Here is an 18,423-nt window from a genome sequence, read left to right as displayed (position 1 = left end):
TTGCACCGCGATCGTGTTCCTGTTATGTTCGCGTGACCATGAGCGCGAAGGTTTTCGATTCCGACGCATCGCTCGACGAACGCCGCGTCATCATAAGGCGCTACGGCGGCGATGTTGAGATGGCAGAGCTGCCTTGGGGCCTTCAGCCCAGCGAAGTTGGAGGCAGACCCTTCACCGTTGTGCGCGCTGAGGGCAGGACGTTTCCCAGTCACCGTTGCCTCGTTCCGGCATCCGAGTTCCGGCACCGGAGCAGGGGCAAGGCCTATAGCTTCTCGCTCGCCGACGGTGACTGGTTCTATTTCGCTGGAGTCTGGCGCCCGGCGACACGGGACTGGCCTGAGGCTTATGCCATCCTGACGATCGAGGCGAACGACGACGTGGCGCCCTTCCACGACCGGCAGATGGCGGTGCTGCGGCGCGATCAGCGGATGGCTTGGCTCGACCGGACCTGCTTGGAAGAAGAGCTGCTTCGGCCATTGCCTGCCGGCACGTTCGTGGTTTCGCAGCCGCGCAAAGCATCTGCACAGGCGGCGCTCGCATTTTGAACCAAAAACCCGAACTTCGTGATTGGCGTCGCCCTGCGGGCCGGGCTGTTGGCGGAGCTGAAGCCCCAAAGGGGTCTTCACCCGTTCGGGCAGCCATCCCTGACGCGCACTGGGGCCGTCGTGCGAAGAGGGAGGGGTCCATGTTTACCGCGATCCGGCGATGTGTCGAACACAGACGGGCGATCCGGCGGCGTTGGCAAGCCGATGCCCGTAGGCTCATCTTGGCCGAAGAGGTCAACGCAATTACGAGGCATAGCGCCGCGCGACCCGAGCGCGCCTGCAAGGTGACGCGGGCGAGTTCTATCACTGGGCCAAGTTCGCCGCCGAGGTCGGCCGGATCGCGCTGCAGGCGGCGATGGATATTGACGCGGTGCGCGCGATCGTGGCCGAGGAAGAGCGCTGCAGTACCTGATGAGTAGGTGGTGTTGCCGCTTGCGCGCTGCGGCCGGCAAGGGAAGCTGCGCCGCAGCCTGCAGTTCGTTCAACCCGACACTATCGCCGGGTTGCCGGCCGCGCCCTTGCCCGCCTTGCTCTTCGCGGCATCCGGTTCATGCCCCATAAGCTTGGGGCGGGAATCGGATAGGAAGGAGCGCGTCACGGCACGTGCAGGCGAACATGGAAAAAGCAGAACTGGAAGAGCTGAAAGAAAAAGTGCCCTGCGGCGCTGTACTCGAGCATTGCGGGTTTGCGCTCGATCTAAAGGAGAGCACGCGCAGGGCGATGAAATATCGCCGCGGGGACGCGATCATCATCGTCATCCATGGCGGCAAGGGCTGGTTCGATCCGCTTTCGGACGCCAAGGGCGATGTCTATTCGCTGGTCCAGCATCTGGACGGCTGCGATTTCCTGGAAGCATTCGTTCAGGTCGCGTCCTTGGTCGGCTTCGTGCCCTCGGAGCCCGCTTGGACGCGGCAGCCCCGGGAACGCGAACCGGATCTTTCCATTCCCGAACGCTGGCGAGCCCGTCGCAAGCCATGGCGCGGATCGGCGACCTGGCGCTACCTGCGCGACGAACGGTATATTCCTGAACCGGTGATCCGCACCGCGATCACTCGGAACGACCTGCGCGAAGGCCCGCATGGCAGCATGTGGGCGGCACATACCGATGCGGCCGGCATCGTCACCGGTTGGGAGGAACGCGGCCCGGAATGGCGCGGCTTTGCGACGGGCGGCAGCAAGGTGCTGTTCCGGCTCGGCCCGGCAGACGCCGGCCGCGTCTGCGTGACCGAAGCCGCCATCGACGCCATGAGCCTCGCTGCGATCGAGGCAAGCAGACCAGACACGCTTTATGTCAGCACCGGCGGCGGCTGGTCGCCAGCGACTGACGTGGCCATTCGCCTGGTGGCAGAGCGGCCGGAGGCACGGCTTGTCGCGGCCACCGATGCCAATCCTCAGGGCGAGGTCTTCGTCGCTCGCCTGCGCGAGCTTGCCTTCGAGCTCTCTTGCGAGTTCGAGCGGTTGAAGCCGGCGGCCGAGGACTGGAACGCGATGCTGAAACCAGGAACCGCGCAGCAATGCTGACAACCACTTCCGGGGAGCATTCCTGGGGTTCAACATCGGTTTTGCCGTCGTCATGTGGACCCGCAGCGGAGCGCCCAGCCGGGACTCGGCATGCTGCCGCAGTGCCTCGACGTCCGTGCCTCGGCTCCCGGAATGTAGATATCCAGTACGATCTCGCCCGTGCGTTCATCCGCATAGGTCCCCTGTAGCCCAGGGAACCTGCCGCGGAACCATTCGAGGTTGTCCGCGTGAAGCTTTTGAAGCTCCTCGCTTGTGTGCATCTGGCCGGCAATAAACGCGACCGTCAGCGGCTCGCCGCAGATCGAGAGCTTGCGCGTTTCGACAGGATCGTCGCGGGTCAAGCGCAGGACCAGCCTGCTGTCGGCGCCTTCCTGCTGATCCCAGAACAGGCCGGCGAGTCGGGACGCATAGGTTTGGCGCAACTCTCTGACGAGAGCGTCGCCCCTGTACTGAACCCGGAGCAGTTTTGCTCTTTCCGGCGTGTCCGCATCGAGCACGGGCGTCGAGCAGTCAAAGAGTGGATCGACCCTGTCGGGAGAATCCAGCTCGACGGCCATGGCCGTGGTTGTGCCAAGCAACATGAGTGCAATGACGGCTGTTGGTCGCGTCCGTGCATGAGAGCCGCTGCGTGCGACCAATTGGGGAGCGAAATGAAGAGGCGAGAAGAAAATCAATTCCGGCTGCCGCATGCCCGCCGGTCGCCTCAAGGGCGAAGCTTCGCCCGGCTGACGCCGGCCCTTGACCCGCCCGGACGGAGAGGCGGCCGCGGGGAGGGGTCCGCAAGGGCTGAAGATGATGGTGACGTCAAGAGGATGAACCGCGCTCCAGCCCCGCAACTGGCCAAGGAGCCGCTATGAACCCCGTCTCTCCCTCCCGCAAGATCTACCAGGGCGTCGCCGATCGCCGGCAGATGTTCCGCCTGTTTGACCGTCATGCCCAGCGCCCCGATCGCTGGCAGAGCGACGACAGCGCGTTGTTCGTCGGCGAGTGGTTCGAGATCGCCCGAGCCGACCACGACTACATGCTCGAAATCCTGCCGCCGCTCTGGATGCGGGGTGAGATGTTCGCCATGCGTGAGTTCCTCACCGACTCGATCACCAGCATCTTCTATACGTTACGCATCGACGGCCGGATCCGGTACTTCCATGCCTATTGCGACCTGAATGTCGCTCGCTCTCCTGTCGAGATGCGCGACGCTATCGTCGAGCGCGAGTCCTGGCCGGTGAAGGCGATGACGCAGGAGGAGCGCCTGGAGCATATCTGGAGCGCCACCCATGACGAATATCGCGGCTATGCCGGCGAACGCTTCTTAGCCCAGCACCGCGGCAACCGCACCGTTCTCGTCTATGGCCAGGGACGGACCGAGCTCAAGCTGCTCGATGATCTGACCGACGAGGAGATCGCGGCCAAGCTGCCAGTGCATCTGCGGCACCTTCCCGTCAAAGCGGCGGCTTGAGGTGGGGGCAATGTTCACCTTTCCCATTCCTGCGGTGCGCAAAGTCGTCGACCGCGGGATTTCCGATGCCGCCTTCAATGGCGGGTTCCGCAATCCCTATTACGGCACCCGGCCCGGCGAGGGCGAGAAGCCCGGAATCTGGTTCGTCGGCGACGAGGGCGTCTACATCATGTCCAACGGAAAACTCGCCGAGGGCGAACGTCCGCTCGTCATCTATTCCGAGCAATGCCATCCAGCCGGCAATCCCGACTGGTGGGACTACAAGCGCCGCCACTTCGGCGGCGATGACGGCATCGAGTTTATCGAAGCCGAGCGGTTGATCCCGCTCTTCGACCGCAACATGCGATCGACGCACCTCAACGTTGAGCTCACCGAGACCGAAATCGCGCTCTCGCTGATCACCCGCTGACCTTTCCCGAACCCCACGCCGCAGATCCCCGGCCGACCTGCTCGGCCGGCGTTCGTGCGCGCCATCCCTCCAGGAGACATCACAATGTCCAACGACGATCCCTTCACGCTCGACCTGTTCAACAACACCGCCCTTTCGTCCGGCCTCGGTCTCGGGGTCACTGCCTTCGGCAGCGACTTCGACATCAACGACCTCGAAGACGACCGGCCGCCCTCCGCGCCGGAGGCGCGGAAATCGCCGCTCAGCCCGCAGCCGGCTCCTCGACCCGACCTCGCGGGCGAGCCAGTCGCGCGAGGCGAGAACTTCATTCTCGAAGGCGATCGCGATCTTGCCAAAGGCTGGAAGCAGCGCGCAAGCGACAACCTGGCGGCTATCCGGCTCGCCGCCGAAATCGAGGCCGAGGATCGTCCGGCGACTGCCGACGAACAGGCGCGGCTCATGCGGTTCACTGGCTTCGGGGCCTCGGAGCTCGCCAATGGCGTGTTCCGGCGTCCCGGCGAGGACGGTTTCCGGGCCGGTTGGGATGAGATCGGTGCCGCACTCGAGGAGGCGGTCTCGGACCAGGACTACGCGTCGCTGGCGCGCTGCACGCAGTATGCGCATTTCACGCCCGAGTTCATCGTCCGGGCGATCTGGGCCGGGCTGCAGCGTCTCGGCTGGCGCGGGGGCAAGGTGCTCGAACCCGGCATCGGCAGCGGGCTGTTCCCGGCGCTGATGCCGGCGGGACTTCGCGACCAGGTGCATCTCACCGGTGTCGAGCTGGATCCGGTCACCGCCCGCATTTTCCGGCTGCTGCAGCCGCGGGGGCGCATCGTCAATGCCGACTTTGCCCGTGCCGATCTGCCGGCAGTATTCGACCTCGCCATCGGCAATCCACCCTTTTCCAATCGCACCGTCCGCTCGGACCGCGCCTATCGATCCATGGGGCTGCGCCTGCATGACTATTTCATCGCGCGGTCCGTCGATCTCCTGAAGCCGGGCGGATTTGGGGCATTCGTCACGAGCGCGGGGACAATGGACAAGGCCGACAGCTCGGCCCGCGAGCACATCGCAAAATCGGCCGATCTCGTCGCGGCAATCCGCCTTCCAGAAGGCAGCTTCCGCGCCGAAGCCGGCACCGACGTGGTGGTCGATATCCTCTTCTTCCGAAAGCGCCAGCCGGGAGAGGCCGAGGGCGACGTCACCTGGCTCGATCTCGAACAGGTCCGTCCCGCCGATGATGATGTGGGTGCAATCCGGGTGAACCGCTGGTTCGCCCGCCATCCCGATTTCGTGCTCGGCACGCATGCCACGGCCTCCGGACCTTTCGGCGAGGGCTACACGTGCCTGCCGGTCGACGGCGTCGATCTCGACCAAGCGCTTGCCGATGCGATCTGTCTTCTCCCGGAAGCCATCTACGACGGTACGCCCGAGGTCATCGATCCCAGCGCCGGAGACGATGGGGAAGGGGAGACGCTTCCCGACGCTTCGTCGATCCGCGAGGGTAGCTATTTCATCGCGCCGAACACGGCGCTGATGCAGATGGTCCACGGCGCGCCCGTGACCATCACGGTGCGAAAGCGACGCGGCGCTGAAGGCGTGCCCGACAACCACGCCCGCATCATCCGCAAGCTCATCCCCATCCGCGATGCGGTGCGCGAAGTCCTCAAGGCCCAGGAGCTCGACCGGCCCTGGAAGCCGGCGCAGGTCAAGCTGCGCATTGCCTGGTCGAACTTCGTCCGGGCCTTCGGTCCGGTCAACACCACGGTCGTCTCCACCACGGAAGACCCGGAGACCGGGGAGGTGCGTGAGACGCATCGCCGGCCGAACCTGCAGCCGTTCCTTGACGATCCCGACTGCTGGCTGGTTGCCTCGATCGAGGACTACGACCTCGAGACCGATACGGCGCGGCCGGGCCCGATCTTCACCGAGCGAGTGATCGCGCCGCCGTCGGCGCCGATCATCAATTCGCCGGCCGATGCCCTCGTCGTCGTGCTCAACGAGCGTGGCCATGTTGACATCGATCACATTGCAGAATTGCTGCATGTCGATGCCGAGACGGTGATCGCGGACCTGGGCGACTCCATTTTCCGCGATCCGGAAAGCGGGTCATGGCAGACGGATGACGCCTATCTCTCCGGCAAGGTCCGCGACAAGCTCAAAGCCGCCGAAGCGGCCGCCGCGCTCGATCCGGCCTTCGATCGCAATGTCCGGGCAATGGTCACGGTCCAGCTGGCCGACCTCGGTCCATCTGACATCACCGCGCGTCTCGGCGCGCCATGGATTCCGGCCGCCGACGTTGTCGTCTTCGTCAAGAATACAATGGGTGCCGAGATCCGCATCCACCACATGCCCGAACTGGCCTCATGGACTGTCGACGCCCGGCAGCTCGGCTGGATGGCCGCCGGCACTTCCGAGTGGGGCACCGAGCGCCGTCATGCCGGCGAGCTCATCGCCGATGCGCTCAACAGCCGCGTGCCGCAGATCTTCGACATCATCAAGGAGGGCCAAGCTGAGAAGCGCGTGCTTAATGTCGTCGACACGGAGGCGGCCAAGGAGAAGCTGACCAAGATCAAGACGGCATTCCAGAGCTGGATCTGGTCCGATCCCGACCGGACCGACCGGCTGGCGCGGGTCTATAATGACCGCTTCAACAATATCGCGCCGCGAAGTTTCAACGGCGACCATCTCCAACTCCCAGGCGCCTCTGGCGCCTTTTCTCTTTATGGGCACCAGAAGCGCGGCATCTGGCGCATCATCTCTGCCGGCGCGACCTACCTCGCCCATGCCGTGGGCGCCGGCAAAACCATGACCATGGCGGCCGCCATCATGGAGCAGCGCCGCCTCGGGCTCATCGCCAAGGCCATGCTGGTCGTGCCGGGCCACTGTCTCGCTCAGGCGGCCCGCGAGTTCCTCGCCCTCTATCCGACCGCACGCATCCTGGTCGCAGACGAGACCAATTTCACCAAGGACAAGCGGCACCGCTTCCTGTCGCGGGCGGCGACCGCGACCTGGGACGCGATCATCATCACCCATTCGGCGTTCCGCTTCATCGGCGTGCCGTCCGCGTTCGAGCAGCAGATGATTCAGGACGAGCTCGAGCTCTACGAGACGCTGCTGACCAGGGTCGAAAGCGGCGATCGCGTGTCGCGCAAGCGTCTCGAGCGCCTGAAGGAGGGCCTCAAGGAGCGGCTGGAGGCGCTCGCCACCCGCAAGGACGACCTGCTGACCATCTCCGAAATCGGCATCGACCAGATCATCGTCGATGAAGCGCAGGAGTTCAGGAAGCTCAGCTTCGCCACCAACATGTCGACACTCAAGGGTGTCGACCCGAACGGCTCGCAGCGCGCCTGGGACCTCTATGTGAAGTCGCGCTTTGTCGAGACGAAGAACCCCGGACGGGCGCTTGTACTCGCGTCGGGCACGCCGATTACCAATACGCTGGGCGAGATGTTCTCGGTGCAGCGCTATCTCGGCTATGCCGCGTTGTTCGAGCGCGGGCTGCACGAATTCGACGCCTGGGCGTCGACCTTCGGCGACGTGACCACCGAGCTCGAATTGCAGCCCAACGGCAAATACAAGCCGGTGACTCGTTTCGCCACCTTCGTCAACGTCCCCGAGCTCATCGCCATGTTCCGCTCCTTCGCGGATGTGGTGATGCCGGCGGACCTGCGCGAATATGTGAAGGTGCCGGCGCTCTCGACCGGCTCACGGCAGATCAGGACCTCCAAGCCCTCGTCGGCCTTCAAGCGCTACCAACTCCTGCTCGATGCTCGCATCAAGGCGATCGAGCAACGCGACCGGCCGCCCGAACCCGGCGACGATATCCTGCTCTCGGTCATCACCGACGGGCGCCATGCCGCGATCGACCTGCGCCTGGTCGATGCCGACAATGACAATGAGCTCGACAACAAGCTCAACGACCTCGTCGGCAATGCCTTTCGCATCTGGCAGGAGACGGCGGACGTTGCCTATGTCCGTCCGGACGGCAAGCCGTTCGAGCAGACCGGCGCCGCCCAGATGATCTTCTCCGATCTCGGCACGCTCAGCGTCGAGAAGACCCGGGGCTTCTCGGCCTATCGCTGGATTCGGGATGAGCTCGTGCGTCTCGGCGTCCCAGCCTCCGAGATCGCCTTAATGCAGGATTTCAAGAAGTCGGAGGCCAAGCAGCGGCTGTTCGGCGATGTCCGCGCCGGCAAGGTCCGCTTCCTCATCGGCTCCTCCGATACGATGGGCACCGGCGTCAATGCGCAGCTGCGCCTCAAGGCTCTTCACCATCTCGACGTGCCGTGGCTGCCCTCGCAGATCGAGCAGCGCGAGGGCCGTATCCTGCGACAGGGCAACCAGCACGACGTCGTCGACATCTTCGCCTATGCCACGGAAGGGTCGATGGATGCGCAGATGTGGCAGAACAATGAGCGCAAGGCCCGCTTCATCGCGGCAGCCCTTTCGGGCGATACCTCCATCCGCCGGCTCGAGGATCTCGGTGAGGGGCAGGCGAACCAGTTCGCTATGGCCAAGGCCATTGCATCGGGCGATCCGCGCCTCATGCAGAAAGCCGGCCTCGAAGCCGACATCGCCCGGCTCGAAAGACTGCGCTCGGCCCATCAGGACGATCAGTTCGCCATCCGCCGACAGATCCGCGACGCCGAACGCGACATCGAATATTCGACACTTCGCATCGGCGAGATCGCCGAGGATCTTGAGCGTCTGGTTCGGACCGCGGGCGAGGCCTTCCGGATGGTGGTCGGCGACGCGACCTTCGCCGAACGCAAGCTCGCCGGTCGGGCGTTGATGAAGGAGATCCTGACGCTGGTCCAGCTCCAGTACGCCGGCGATGTCGTGATCGCGACGGTCGGTGGGTTCGAGCTCGAATACTCCGGCGAGTGCTTCGGCCAGGATGGCTATCGGTACGCCACCGTGCTGATGCGCACCGGGGCCGAGACGGAAATCGAGCTGCCCGTGACCACGCCACCCCTCGGTGCGATCGCCCGCCTGGAGCACGTCCTCGCCAGCCTCGAGGACGAGCAGGAGCGTTATCGAGATCGCCTCGCCGAGGCCGAGCGACGTCTGGCAGCCTATCGCTCGCGCGAGGGCGGCAGCTTCGCATTCTCGGGTGAGCTGGCCGAAAAACGCCGACAGCTTGGCGACATCGAGAAATCACTCGCCCAGGACGTCGAGGGAAATAGGAAGGACGAGGCCCGCGCAGCGTGAGGCGGCGTGCGTTGGCGCCGTCGCTTCCATTGAGTGTCAGTCCAGGGGAGACGAAAGACCGGGGAGCGGAGGGAGGAAGAGAGGGCTCCTCGCAGATCGCGCGTTCCGCCGACGCTGACGCTCAATCGCCCCCGTCGCAGTCCCGGCCCGTCACCCTGCGCAGGGCTGGAAGCCCCGCTTGGCCGGCCGGGCAGGAATGCTCGGGCGCAATTGCACCGGCCCGCCCGCCCCGCGGGCCGGGGGATGTCTTCGGAAAGAAGACGAGAAAGGACCGGCGATGGGCCGCGTCCGCAACCCTCCAAGGAGCATTCCCATGGAACTGAAATTCGTTGATCCGCGCTCGCTCAAGGACAATCCCGACAAGGCGCGCCGTTCCAAGTCCAGCCCGCAGGCCGACGCCCTGCTGCTGGCGACGATCAAGGCTGTTGGCATCGTGCAGCCGCCCATCGTCGCCGCCGAAACGGATGGCGCCAACGGCTTCGTCATCGACGAGGGCCACCGTCGCGTCAAGCAGGCGATTGCCGCCGGCCTCGAGGAAGTCGCCGTTCTGGTGGTTCCTCGGGCCGAGGATGGCGGCGCCATGCGCTCGCTGGTCACCACGATCGCGCATGAGCAGCTCAACCCCGTCGACCAGTGGCGGGCCATCGAGCGTCTCGTGGCGCTCGGCTGGACCGAGGAGGCGATTGGCATCGCGCTCGCGCAGTCGGTGCGCCAGATCAAGAAGCTGAGGCTGCTCGCCAATGTGCTGCCGGCGATGCTCGACCACATGGCCAAGGGCGACATGCCCGACGAGCGTCAGCTCCGTACCATCGCGGCCGCCTCGCTCGAAGAGCAGAAGGAGGTCTGGAAGGCGCACAAGCCAAGCAAGGGCGATCCGCAGGTCTCGTGGTGGGCCGTTGCCAACGGCCTCGCCAAGACCCGCATGTATGCGCGCGACGCCAGCTTCGGCGACGATCTGGCGCAGGCCTACGGCATCGCCTGGGTTGAGGATCTGTTTGCGCCCGCCGACCAAGACAGCCGTTACACGGCGGATGTAGATGCCTTCCTCGGGGCCCAGCAGGAGTGGATGACCCAGAATCTGCCCAAGAAGGGCGTCATCACCGAAGCGAACACTTATGGCGAGGTGAAGCTGCCGCCCAAGGCCGAGCGCGTCTATGGCACGCCCAAGAAGTCGGACCACACCGCGATGTATCTCGACCGCGAGGGCAAGGTGAAGACGGTCCACTTCCGCATGCCCGAGGCCAGGAAGATCAAGGGCAAGGGCGTGGAAGACGCCGCCGGCGATGAAGAGGCGATCGTCGTCTCCAAGCCGCGACCCGCGGTTACCCGCAAGGGTATCGAGATGATTGGTGACCTTCGCACCGATGCCCTGCATGAAGCACTGTCTCGGGCGCCGATCGAGGACGACACGCTGCTCGCGCTGCTTGTCCTCGCCTTCGCCGGCCAGAACGTGCGCGTCGACTCCGGTTCCGGTGGTGATCATGGGTTCGGCCGGCGTTTCCCTCGCCATGCTGCGACCCTGTTCGACGCCGAAGGCAAGTTCGCCTTCGACACCGACACGCTGCGCATCGCGGCGCGCGGCGTGCTGATCGACGCGCTCTCTTGCCGCGAAGGCATGAGCAAGTCGGGTGTAGTGGCGCTCGTCGCCGGCGGTGCGATCGGCGCCGACGGGTTCCTAGCCAACATGGGCACCGAGGACTTCCTCTCCTGCCTGTCGCGGCCGGCACTCGAGGCATCGTGCGCCGATACGCCGGTGCTCCCGCGCGCCAGGGTGAAGGACACCCGCGCCGCCCTCGTCGAGCACTTCAGGGAGGGCCACTTCGTCCATCCCGCTGCCCTGTTCGCGGCGGACGGGGCCGCCCTCACCGAATGGCTGGCCAAGAGCGCCGTCAGCGAAGTCGAGGATGACGATGTCACCGACGTCGAGGACATCGGCGGCGACGACCATGTGGTCGACGGCGACGCCGGCGACGAATTCGAGGAGGGCTACCGCGACGCTGCCGAGTAGTGCCTTCGCCTCTCATTCTCTTTCGATCGCTCTTCCGCCGCCGGTGTTCACCCGGCGGCGGTTTTGTTTCCACCTTCCCGAACAGGAGGACAGCATGTCCGCACACACGATCTTTGAACACGCACCCATCGGCGCCATTGTCGCCTGGTCCGACGGCACGCCGCGGCCTCCGGAGCGGCACCGCAGAAAGCTCGACGCCTGGAAGACCAGCAACAGCCAGGGGCGTCTCATCCGCAAACAGGGTGGCCGCGACATCGGCACGCTCGATCCGTATGCGAGTTTCACCCTGCACGAAGCCGACTACGGCGCCTGCGGTGTCATTGCTATCCGTGTCCACCGGACGTTTTCGCCGGGCTCCAGCCTGCGCTTCACCATCATCGAGCGTCCGCCGGTCGGCGCTGTGCGTGTGTTCGACCGCCCCGGTGACCATTCCGAACTGGTTTACCTGGCCCCGCATCGCAGCGGCGCCGAGCAGTGGTTGTCGGAACACGGCTATCCCGCCGCCGTGCTCGAGGAGGTTACGGCCGACGAGGCCGCCGCCGCCGTCGAAGGGAGGGCAGCGGTATGAGCCAGATTCTGCAAACCTCGCCTTCGTCGGAAGCTCCGGATGCGCGCGGGGTTTCGTTCGGCCGTAGCGCCGACGGGATGCTGGTCGCCCTCGTCGGCCCGAACGCCTATGCCATGGCGCCTGGCCGGGATGGTAGTCACTATTTGGTCAGCGGCTGGCGCATCGCCCGGCCGATGGCGGAATGGAACCGCTCGGACTTCTTCGGCCATGGTGGTGATCTGGCCGACAAGGCCGGGTTTCGGGCGAAAATCCTCGATCAGGCCCAGCACTACCAGGAGAAGCGTGCGCTTGGCCGCCGTGACACTCCCGGTGGCGCGCACACGCCTTGGGTCCTTCGCAGGGCGGCACGGTTTATGCCGAAGGCGTCACCTCGCACTCGACTGCTGGTCACGGTGGCTTCAAGCTCTCGGCCGAACGAAACCGCCAGGTCCATCCGATGCTCCGCGCGGCCGGCGGGTGGTATGAAGAGGATGAGTGCTGGGCAATCGTTGCCATCACCTTCCCGCACCATTTCACGGCGCTCGAGCGCCACTACGCCGAGCAGACCATCAAGGACTCATGGCCGGATGCGTGGGAAGCCATCTTCGGCACCATCCTCGCGCCGGGCGAATCCCGCAGGAAGGACCAGCGGGCCTTCGAGGCGGAGCACGCCGCAGACTGGATCGTCGTTTCAGCGATCACCTCGGAGGAGCAGAAAGGGTTCGTCGAGTGCGTCGCCACGCCCGGCGGTAAACGCGGCACCGGCACCGAGGAGCGCCGCTTTCTCGTCCCTGCCGACGAGTACGATATCGGCCGCTTCGGCTTCGTCATCGATCCGGACCGGCATGCCGTCTATGCCGGACCGTCTAGTTTCGTCGGCTGGCGGGGGAGGGGGTCGCCATGACCCACGCGCCCGAGCTGCGCCGCCAGCTCTCCCGCATGGAGGAGGCGCGCCGACAAACGCAGCGTCAACTGGACATGGTCGACCGGCAGATCACACACCGCATGACCGCGCTGATCCCCGGCCTGCTTCCACGCCGGACACACTATCGTCGGGGCAAGGCGTCCGATCCCGGCGCGTTCCTCGAGCGCTATCGGTCCCAGCTCGCAGCTCTAACCGCTGGGCGCCAGCCGGAACTCGACGCCCTGTCGCGCAAGCTCGCGCGGCAGGAGCAGGCGATCGCCAGGTTCCTCGACCGGCACGCCGAAGCCGCCGACACGAGCGAGCAGGTCTAGCCGTGCCGCTGTTCGGCCGACATGGCCAACGCTGCCGATGATGCCGGATGCGACAAGCACGCGAGCGACCATCGTGGCAATGGTGGTCGCGGCAGCAATCCTGCAGGATCGAACCGTGAATTGGCAGATGGTCATGACCGCCTGTCCTTCGGCTCCCATGTCGAAATCGAGGCCCCGTGCCGGTCCTCCCTCGGGCTGTAGGCGGTCCTGAACCGGCGGCCGGTCGCTTCAAGGCCGCGTTCCGCGCCGCGGGGGCGGCCGGATCGAACCGGTCTCGACATGGCAGGCCCGCGTCCCGCGCGAGGGCTGAAGAAGCCCTGCTGGGCCGCAAACCTTCCATGCTCGCCTCGGTCCGCCCGGACCCTGAAACGCCCGTCATTCCGCCGGTTCTTGTCAGACCGCGCCCGAGGGAGGGCCGGCATGGGGCCGGTCCGAGCTTCGGGAACCTGAAGAAAGGACATGCCATGACCAAGAAAACTGCCACTTCCCGCCCGAGCGCCCGCGTCGTTCCGCTCCGCAAAGGCACCACCCTGCAGATGGTCCGGCTCGCGTGCCCCGACGCCGCACAATGCTCCCTCATCGCCGAGAGCTTCGGCCTCCCGGTCCTCGACAGCGACGGCATCCGCGACCTGCACGAAAAGCTCATCGTCGACACAGCCGCGGCACTCGACGAGGGACTTGGCGAACGCGCCATGCAGATCCACCTGCAGCGCATCGTCGGGGCGTTTGTGGGTTCCGCCCACGGCGCCGGCCAGTTCTACAGCCGGGCAGTGACCGAGGCCCGTGACGCGACGGCCAAGGCCGCCTGCGACGACCGGGACGAGGATGTCGGTGGTCCGGTCGGCTTCGACAGCGCCGCTCAGCGCAAGCGCGAGTTCGCGGCCGACATGGCCCTCCAGGCCCACGCACTTCGCATGGCCGCCGAGGGCGCCGTCACCGCCTACGAGCACGTTGTCGGCGAGGCCTGGAAGCCCTTCGAGCGTCCCGTGGAGATTCCGGGCCAGTCCATCGACCGCAAGGCCGCCGAGCTGCAGATGGCGGCCTTAGGATAAAGCCTTGGGCGGAGCCGCGGCTCCGCCCGCTTCTTCATACCCAAAGAGACCATAAAATCGGAACGGGTCCACAATGTGCGAAGGGCGGCTTCGCGCCTCAAGTCGGTCGTTCAAGATACTCTTGGTAGTTCTCCGAAGCAGCCGAACGGAGGGTTCAATCGAAAGGCTGATCAGGCAACTGTAGCATCCTCCACCGCACTCCCCTGCGTAGTGGCCCGCCTCGGGTGCATCGCACGGCAGCCACTACTAGCGGACGCAGACATCGATCGGAAGCAGCAAAGGAAGGAGATCAATGGCAACCAATCTTTTAACTCGATAGTGTTCCGCCAAGAGTATATGTTGGGCTGTCACATGTGAGGGGGATACGATGAGACGCATTTCCGCAATTGCATGCTCATTCGCCTTTCTGTTTGGCGCGGCATCAGCACGAGGAGAAGAACCGCGTCATTTCTCGAATCTTCTAGTTCCGGAGGCTGAATTCGGAGAGTATGGTTCCGATAGAGCTCAGTTGAATACTCCGCTTTCTGTGGACATAGGTTCCGAAAGAACGATTTACATTGCAGACCACAAGAACCACCGAATTCAGGTCCGGAATCAATTCGGACGGCTTCTTCGTAACATCGGTCGGCAGGGAACGGCCGACGGCGAGCTCCAGTTTCCTTCATCTGTTGTTGTCATCAATGATAAGATTTTCGTTGCCGACAAAGGAAACAGTCGCATCGCCGTCTTCAAGGTAGATGGTACGTTTCTACGCAACATTGATATTCGGGCGAAGAACGGTGAAACTGTATCACCCTACTATATGGATGCCAGTGACACTCGTATTGCTTTGATACCTTACGACGATCCGACCCTCTTTGTCATAGATGAGGACGGCCAAGTTACAGAGCGGGTGTTGCCGAGAGAGATTGGAGGGCTACCATTCGACCCTGGTGGCATTGCATTGGTTGGGGAGGAATTGATCCTAACAGATGCTGCCAGTGGAAGATTGGTGGTGTTTGACCGGCACGGAAACGTACTCCGATCCGCGGCAGAATGGGGTACGCACCCCGGGTTGCTTGCCACACCTGGCGGTCTTTCACGCACGGCAATGCATATTTTTGTTGCCGATCAGGTCAATCACCGAATCCAAGTTTTCCGGCGAGCGGATCTGAAGTTTGATTTCCAGTGGGGCCGGCATCCGGTCACCGGTCATGAAGGAGGCGGTCGTCTACACTACCCAGGAACTGTCGCCGTAACCGATCAAGAGGATTTCGGGGTTGTCTGCGAGCCTATCGAACATCGATGTCAAACGTTCGACTTGGCAAGCCTCAGCAAGACGCCTGTCACGGCAGTGAGTGAGACGGCATGGTGGGAGAAACGCGGACGATTTCACTATGGGGCTCGAACAAAAGCCTTGGCTGGCCTCTTGCTCGTGACTGAACAAGACACGCACGCGGTACTCGCGTTCGACATTTCGGGAGAGTCACCGACGCTGATCCGAAAGTTCGGGGGTTTTGGCACTGAGTTTGGCAAATTTGTTATGCCGAGCGGCCCGAATTTCGACCCTGCGAAACGACTTGTTTCGATTAGTGACCGTGGGAACAATAGAATCCAGCAATATGCTCTCCTGCGAACGGATGGTTTGGAAAAAGCTGCAGCCCTCGAAGAAAGCACGGTTATCGATCTCAAGACGGTGCTTGCAAACTCGCAGGATATCCCGGCCGGCTACGATCCCACCCGCGTTGATCCGGGGCCTCAGATCAACCTGAACGACGGCAGTATGTTAGTTGTCGACGTTGCACAGGGCGCATTTCTGCGGGTCGATAGCAAGTTTCGTCTCTTAGCGCCCCCAATCTTGTTGGAGAAGGGGCCATCCGGATTCCATCGGAAACCCGTGTCGGCGGAAGTCACTGCGGACGGGAAGTTCGTGTACTTCGTCGATCCGTGGAGCTACCAAGTCGTGAAAGCCAGCTTGGACGGAAAACAGATACTGAGCTGGGGGAAGTCCGGTCCGAGAGACGATGAATTTCTGTTTCCCTTCGGCATCACGATCGACGACGAAGGAAACGTGTTCGTGAGCGATACCGGAAAGCACTCGATTAAGAAGTTCGACAAAGATGGCAAATTTATCCTCGAATTTGGCTCGTACGGAGTCCAGGAGGGGCAGTTCTATAAGCCAAAGGGAATAAGCTTCGATACGGAACGGAAGCGGCTCTATGTAATGGATTTTGGTAATCACCGGGCCCAAGTCTTCGATAAGGACGGGACCTTCATTTTGGCTTTCGGGATCGGCGAGCAATATGTGCCAGCAGCTAACGAACTTGTGCTAAAGCAGCCTCTTATAAGCTTGGCCACAAAGCTGTCGACGCCAACAACCAACCTGCAGTCCGGATTTGCGGTCCCTGACGCACATTCGCGTGATCTTTTCTCGACCACGCAACCTATAATAGCAACGATTAGTACTGTGGATTCCGCATTCTCAATCCAAGTGAAAATAGCTTCTGCAAATTTTGTTGCAGGCACACCATCAGATCCGGTTATTTCGGTAATTGAGGATGGACGTGACGTGACGTCTGACGTCGAGATACGAGTCAATGCGTCGATGCCGGCCCATGGACACGGACTCGGCGAGGAATTGCAAATCGAACGGTCTGCCGGTCAAGCGACGCTGAGAAATTTGAATTTCACGATGCCGGGAGACTGGCAGATGGAGATTTACGTCGGGCGAGGAGGCGTGTGGCATCGCGCTTTCGCTGATATTGCTGTCACTGAAAACTAATGCGCTGGCAGCACAGTCGTAGCACCTGGTTGGTCGCTGGTGTGATATTGATTGCGCTGACTTCGACATGGGTCCGAGGAGAAGAGGCGCCCGATCCTGGAAGTTGCATCGCGAAAGAAATAAAAGCGGATCTCGAAGAGGCGGGCCCATATTGGGGCCTTGGAGCATACGCGTTCTTCGACAAGAATCTATCGAGAGATCGTTCGGTCGCATGCGCTGATTGTCACGACCCGAGGTACTCATATACCAATCCAACACCATTGCGGGATGTCGAATCCGGTCTGGCTAAACGACGTGCTCCTAGCCTCTTGAACTTACGCGATCAACGATGGCTCTTTTGGGACGGCAGGGCGTCGTCATTGGAAACGGCGGTTCTTCACCCGTTGTACGGCCAGAACGAACTCAACCTCGACCGGGAGACTATGGTCGAGAGGGCACGGGAAGACGAGAAGTATCGGCTGCTGCTCGATGCGGGCGAGCGAGACAAGTGGTTCGGCAAGCCTGAGCGGACGGACGATCCTGATCAAGTGATTGAAAGAGCGCTGGCGAAAAGCTTGGCATCGTATCTGAAAACACTGGTATCTTGTGGGACGAGCCGGGAGAATATCTACTTTGCCAAGGACTTATCAGCGGGAAGGGAATTGTTTCGGGGGAAGGCCGGTTGTTCCAATTGCCATTTTGGACGTAACTTTACCGACGGGCAGTTCCATAATATTCGCGTGCGACCCATAAGAAATTTTGAAGAGCCGGACTCTGGTCGATACGCCATCGTAAAAGAATTAAATTCGAACGGAGCGAAATTGAAGCTCACTCAAGAGATGTGGGGTTCCTTTAAGACGCCGTCCCTAAGGAATGTGGGACGACGTCCGCCTTACATGCATCAAGGCCAATTTGACACCCTTGGAAAAGTGGTAAAGTTCTATTCGGATTTCGAAAACGCTCTTCCCGAAGACCATCATTATGCTGGACTGCTGAAGCCTTTGCAGCTTTCTCCAACGGAGATCAGTCAGTTAGTTGCGTACCTAACTTCGCTCAATGATACTTTCTATACTTGTGTCACTAACACTGAGGGCGGAATGCTGCTGCCCAGTAGCTGCAAGTTTGAGGATAATTGATGATCAACCCGGTGTGCCGAGTAATAATCTTCGTAGAGGATATGCCTCTGATGGCCAACTTTTACTCCAACCTCATCAATGGTCGCGACCTGACAACAGAAGAAATCAATGAGCATTGGACAGAGATAGCGAACCCGGGACTGAGCATCGCATTGCATAGCGGCGGAAAGAAAACGTCCGAGGCGAAATTGCAAGATATCAAGCTCTGCTTCCATGCCCCCAATTCGACTGGGCTTGACGAGACTATGAGGAGGATCGGTGCGTCTGTCGTCTCCGAACGTTTGCCAGTCGACGGCGTCTTGGTAAAGGATTTCCTGGACCCCGAAGGGAATGAATTCTCAATCGAAGTATACTGACGACTGTGGCTTGCCTATGAGTTGGTGGCCGAACTCGGCGAATGCCGATACGAGAGCCGCAGCTCGACGGCGTCGTGAATCTGTGTGGCGAGATGGCGAGATGGCGTTTCCCCTGTTCGCCACGGTTGCGACGCATCAGCAATCCCGAGCCGCGTGCGAGAAGCCGATTAGCATCGCCAGGGTTGTTCGTGCGGCTGGTCGACCATCCACGCCTGAGGTCACTC

At 62.6% G+C, this 18,423-nt stretch carries 13 protein-coding genes and 1 pseudogene; 13 read left to right on the top strand and 1 reads right to left on the bottom strand.

Annotated features, from left to right (window positions below):
• Window positions 1-38 precede the first annotated feature (38 nt).
• Both NKJ00_RS22430 and NKJ00_RS22425 read left to right on the top strand, forming a co-directional pair.
• Entirely contained in the window at window positions 39-545 is a 507-nt protein-coding gene (locus NKJ00_RS22430; protein WP_352631256.1) for an SOS response-associated peptidase family protein, read from the top strand.
• A gap of 615 nt (window positions 546-1,160) precedes the next feature.
• Window positions 1,161-2,066, top strand: a complete 906-nt coding sequence (locus NKJ00_RS22425) for a DUF3991 and toprim domain-containing protein (RefSeq protein ID WP_352631254.1) — start codon at window positions 1,161-1,163, stop codon at window positions 2,064-2,066.
• Between the two features lie 50 nt (window positions 2,067-2,116).
• On the opposite strand, the gene NKJ00_RS22420 is transcribed toward NKJ00_RS22425, so the two are convergent.
• Window positions 2,117-2,755 (bottom strand): hypothetical protein, encoded by a 639-nt coding sequence (locus tag NKJ00_RS22420; protein WP_352631252.1) that lies wholly within the window; start codon window positions 2,753-2,755, stop codon window positions 2,117-2,119.
• A 164-nt stretch (window positions 2,756-2,919) separates the two neighbouring features.
• Here NKJ00_RS22420 and NKJ00_RS22415 point away from each other — a divergent pair, with 164 nt between their 5' ends.
• The 11 genes and pseudogenes from NKJ00_RS22415 (at window position 2,920) to NKJ00_RS22365 (ending at window position 18,199) form a co-directional block, all read left to right on the top strand.
• A complete protein-coding gene (locus NKJ00_RS22415) occupies window positions 2,920-3,522 on the top strand; it encodes a DUF1419 domain-containing protein (protein ID WP_352631250.1) in 603 nt (200 codons plus the stop codon).
• 10 nt (window positions 3,523-3,532) lie between these two features.
• Window positions 3,533-3,931, top strand: coding sequence for a DUF3085 domain-containing protein (locus NKJ00_RS22410; RefSeq protein WP_352631248.1), 399 nt, complete (start codon window positions 3,533-3,535; stop codon window positions 3,929-3,931).
• An 84-nt stretch (window positions 3,932-4,015) separates the two neighbouring features.
• The gene (locus NKJ00_RS22405; protein ID WP_352631246.1) at window positions 4,016-9,124 is read left to right on the top strand and encodes a helicase-like domain-containing protein; all 5,109 of its coding nucleotides are present in this window, start codon (window positions 4,016-4,018) and stop codon (window positions 9,122-9,124) included.
• Between the two features lie 313 nt (window positions 9,125-9,437).
• Entirely contained in the window at window positions 9,438-11,132 is a 1,695-nt protein-coding gene (locus tag NKJ00_RS22400; protein WP_352631244.1) for a ParB N-terminal domain-containing protein, read from the top strand.
• Window positions 11,133-11,226: 94 nt separating this feature from the next.
• Window positions 11,227-11,700 (top strand): UCP036055 family protein, encoded by a 474-nt coding sequence (locus NKJ00_RS22395; RefSeq protein WP_352631242.1) that lies wholly within the window; start codon window positions 11,227-11,229, stop codon window positions 11,698-11,700.
• A pseudogene (locus NKJ00_RS22390) lies at window positions 11,697-12,583 on the top strand (DUF7007 domain-containing protein). Before NKJ00_RS22395 ends, NKJ00_RS22390 begins: the two are co-directional and overlap by 4 nt.
• Window positions 12,580-12,915, top strand: a complete 336-nt coding sequence (locus tag NKJ00_RS22385; RefSeq protein ID WP_352631240.1) for a hypothetical protein — start codon at window positions 12,580-12,582, stop codon at window positions 12,913-12,915. Before NKJ00_RS22390 ends, NKJ00_RS22385 begins: the two are co-directional and overlap by 4 nt.
• 464 nt (window positions 12,916-13,379) lie before the next feature.
• Window positions 13,380-13,967: a hypothetical protein gene (locus tag NKJ00_RS22380; RefSeq protein WP_352631238.1), complete on the top strand. Its 588-nt coding sequence runs from the start codon at window positions 13,380-13,382 to the stop codon at window positions 13,965-13,967.
• A 367-nt stretch (window positions 13,968-14,334) separates the two neighbouring features.
• Entirely contained in the window at window positions 14,335-16,728 is a 2,394-nt protein-coding gene (locus NKJ00_RS22375; protein WP_352631236.1) for an NHL repeat-containing protein, read from the top strand.
• Window positions 16,728-17,843: a cytochrome-c peroxidase gene (locus NKJ00_RS22370; RefSeq protein WP_352631234.1), complete on the top strand. Its 1,116-nt coding sequence runs from the start codon at window positions 16,728-16,730 to the stop codon at window positions 17,841-17,843. Before NKJ00_RS22375 ends, NKJ00_RS22370 begins: the two co-directional genes overlap by 1 nt.
• The gene (locus NKJ00_RS22365; protein ID WP_352631232.1) at window positions 17,843-18,199 is read left to right on the top strand and encodes a VOC family protein; all 357 of its coding nucleotides are present in this window, start codon (window positions 17,843-17,845) and stop codon (window positions 18,197-18,199) included. Before NKJ00_RS22370 ends, NKJ00_RS22365 begins: the two co-directional genes overlap by 1 nt.
• Window positions 18,200-18,423 lie beyond the last annotated feature (224 nt).

This window comes from Mesorhizobium sp. M0227 (genome assembly GCF_040321855.1).
Classification (GTDB): domain Bacteria; phylum Pseudomonadota; class Alphaproteobacteria; order Rhizobiales; family Rhizobiaceae; genus Mesorhizobium.
Note: the sequence above shows the minus strand (reverse complement) of the source record. Positions and strands in the feature narration are given on the sequence as shown.

Excerpts from the sequence above, each read along its gene's own strand:
- NKJ00_RS22425 (WP_352631254.1), top strand. The coding sequence starts at position 1,161 with ATGGAAAAAGCAGAACTGGAAGAGCTGAAAGAAAAAGTGCCCTGCGGC.
- NKJ00_RS22365 (WP_352631232.1), top strand. The coding sequence starts at position 17,843 with ATGATCAACCCGGTGTGCCGAGTAATAATCTTCGTAGAGGATATGCCT.
- NKJ00_RS22400 (WP_352631244.1), top strand. The coding sequence starts at position 9,438 with ATGGAACTGAAATTCGTTGATCCGCGCTCGCTCAAGGACAATCCCGAC.
- NKJ00_RS22420 (WP_352631252.1), bottom strand. The coding sequence starts at position 2,755 with ATGCGGCAGCCGGAATTGATTTTCTTCTCGCCTCTTCATTTCGCTCCC.
- NKJ00_RS22415 (WP_352631250.1), top strand. The coding sequence starts at position 2,920 with ATGAACCCCGTCTCTCCCTCCCGCAAGATCTACCAGGGCGTCGCCGAT.
- NKJ00_RS22430 (WP_352631256.1), top strand. The coding sequence starts at position 39 with ATGAGCGCGAAGGTTTTCGATTCCGACGCATCGCTCGACGAACGCCGC.
- NKJ00_RS22375 (WP_352631236.1), top strand. The coding sequence starts at position 14,335 with ATGAGACGCATTTCCGCAATTGCATGCTCATTCGCCTTTCTGTTTGGC.
- NKJ00_RS22395 (WP_352631242.1), top strand. The coding sequence starts at position 11,227 with ATGTCCGCACACACGATCTTTGAACACGCACCCATCGGCGCCATTGTC.
- NKJ00_RS22385 (WP_352631240.1), top strand. The coding sequence starts at position 12,580 with ATGACCCACGCGCCCGAGCTGCGCCGCCAGCTCTCCCGCATGGAGGAG.
- NKJ00_RS22405 (WP_352631246.1), top strand. The coding sequence starts at position 4,016 with ATGTCCAACGACGATCCCTTCACGCTCGACCTGTTCAACAACACCGCC.
- NKJ00_RS22410 (WP_352631248.1), top strand. The coding sequence starts at position 3,533 with ATGTTCACCTTTCCCATTCCTGCGGTGCGCAAAGTCGTCGACCGCGGG.
- NKJ00_RS22370 (WP_352631234.1), top strand. The coding sequence starts at position 16,728 with ATGCGCTGGCAGCACAGTCGTAGCACCTGGTTGGTCGCTGGTGTGATA.
- NKJ00_RS22380 (WP_352631238.1), top strand. The coding sequence starts at position 13,380 with ATGACCAAGAAAACTGCCACTTCCCGCCCGAGCGCCCGCGTCGTTCCG.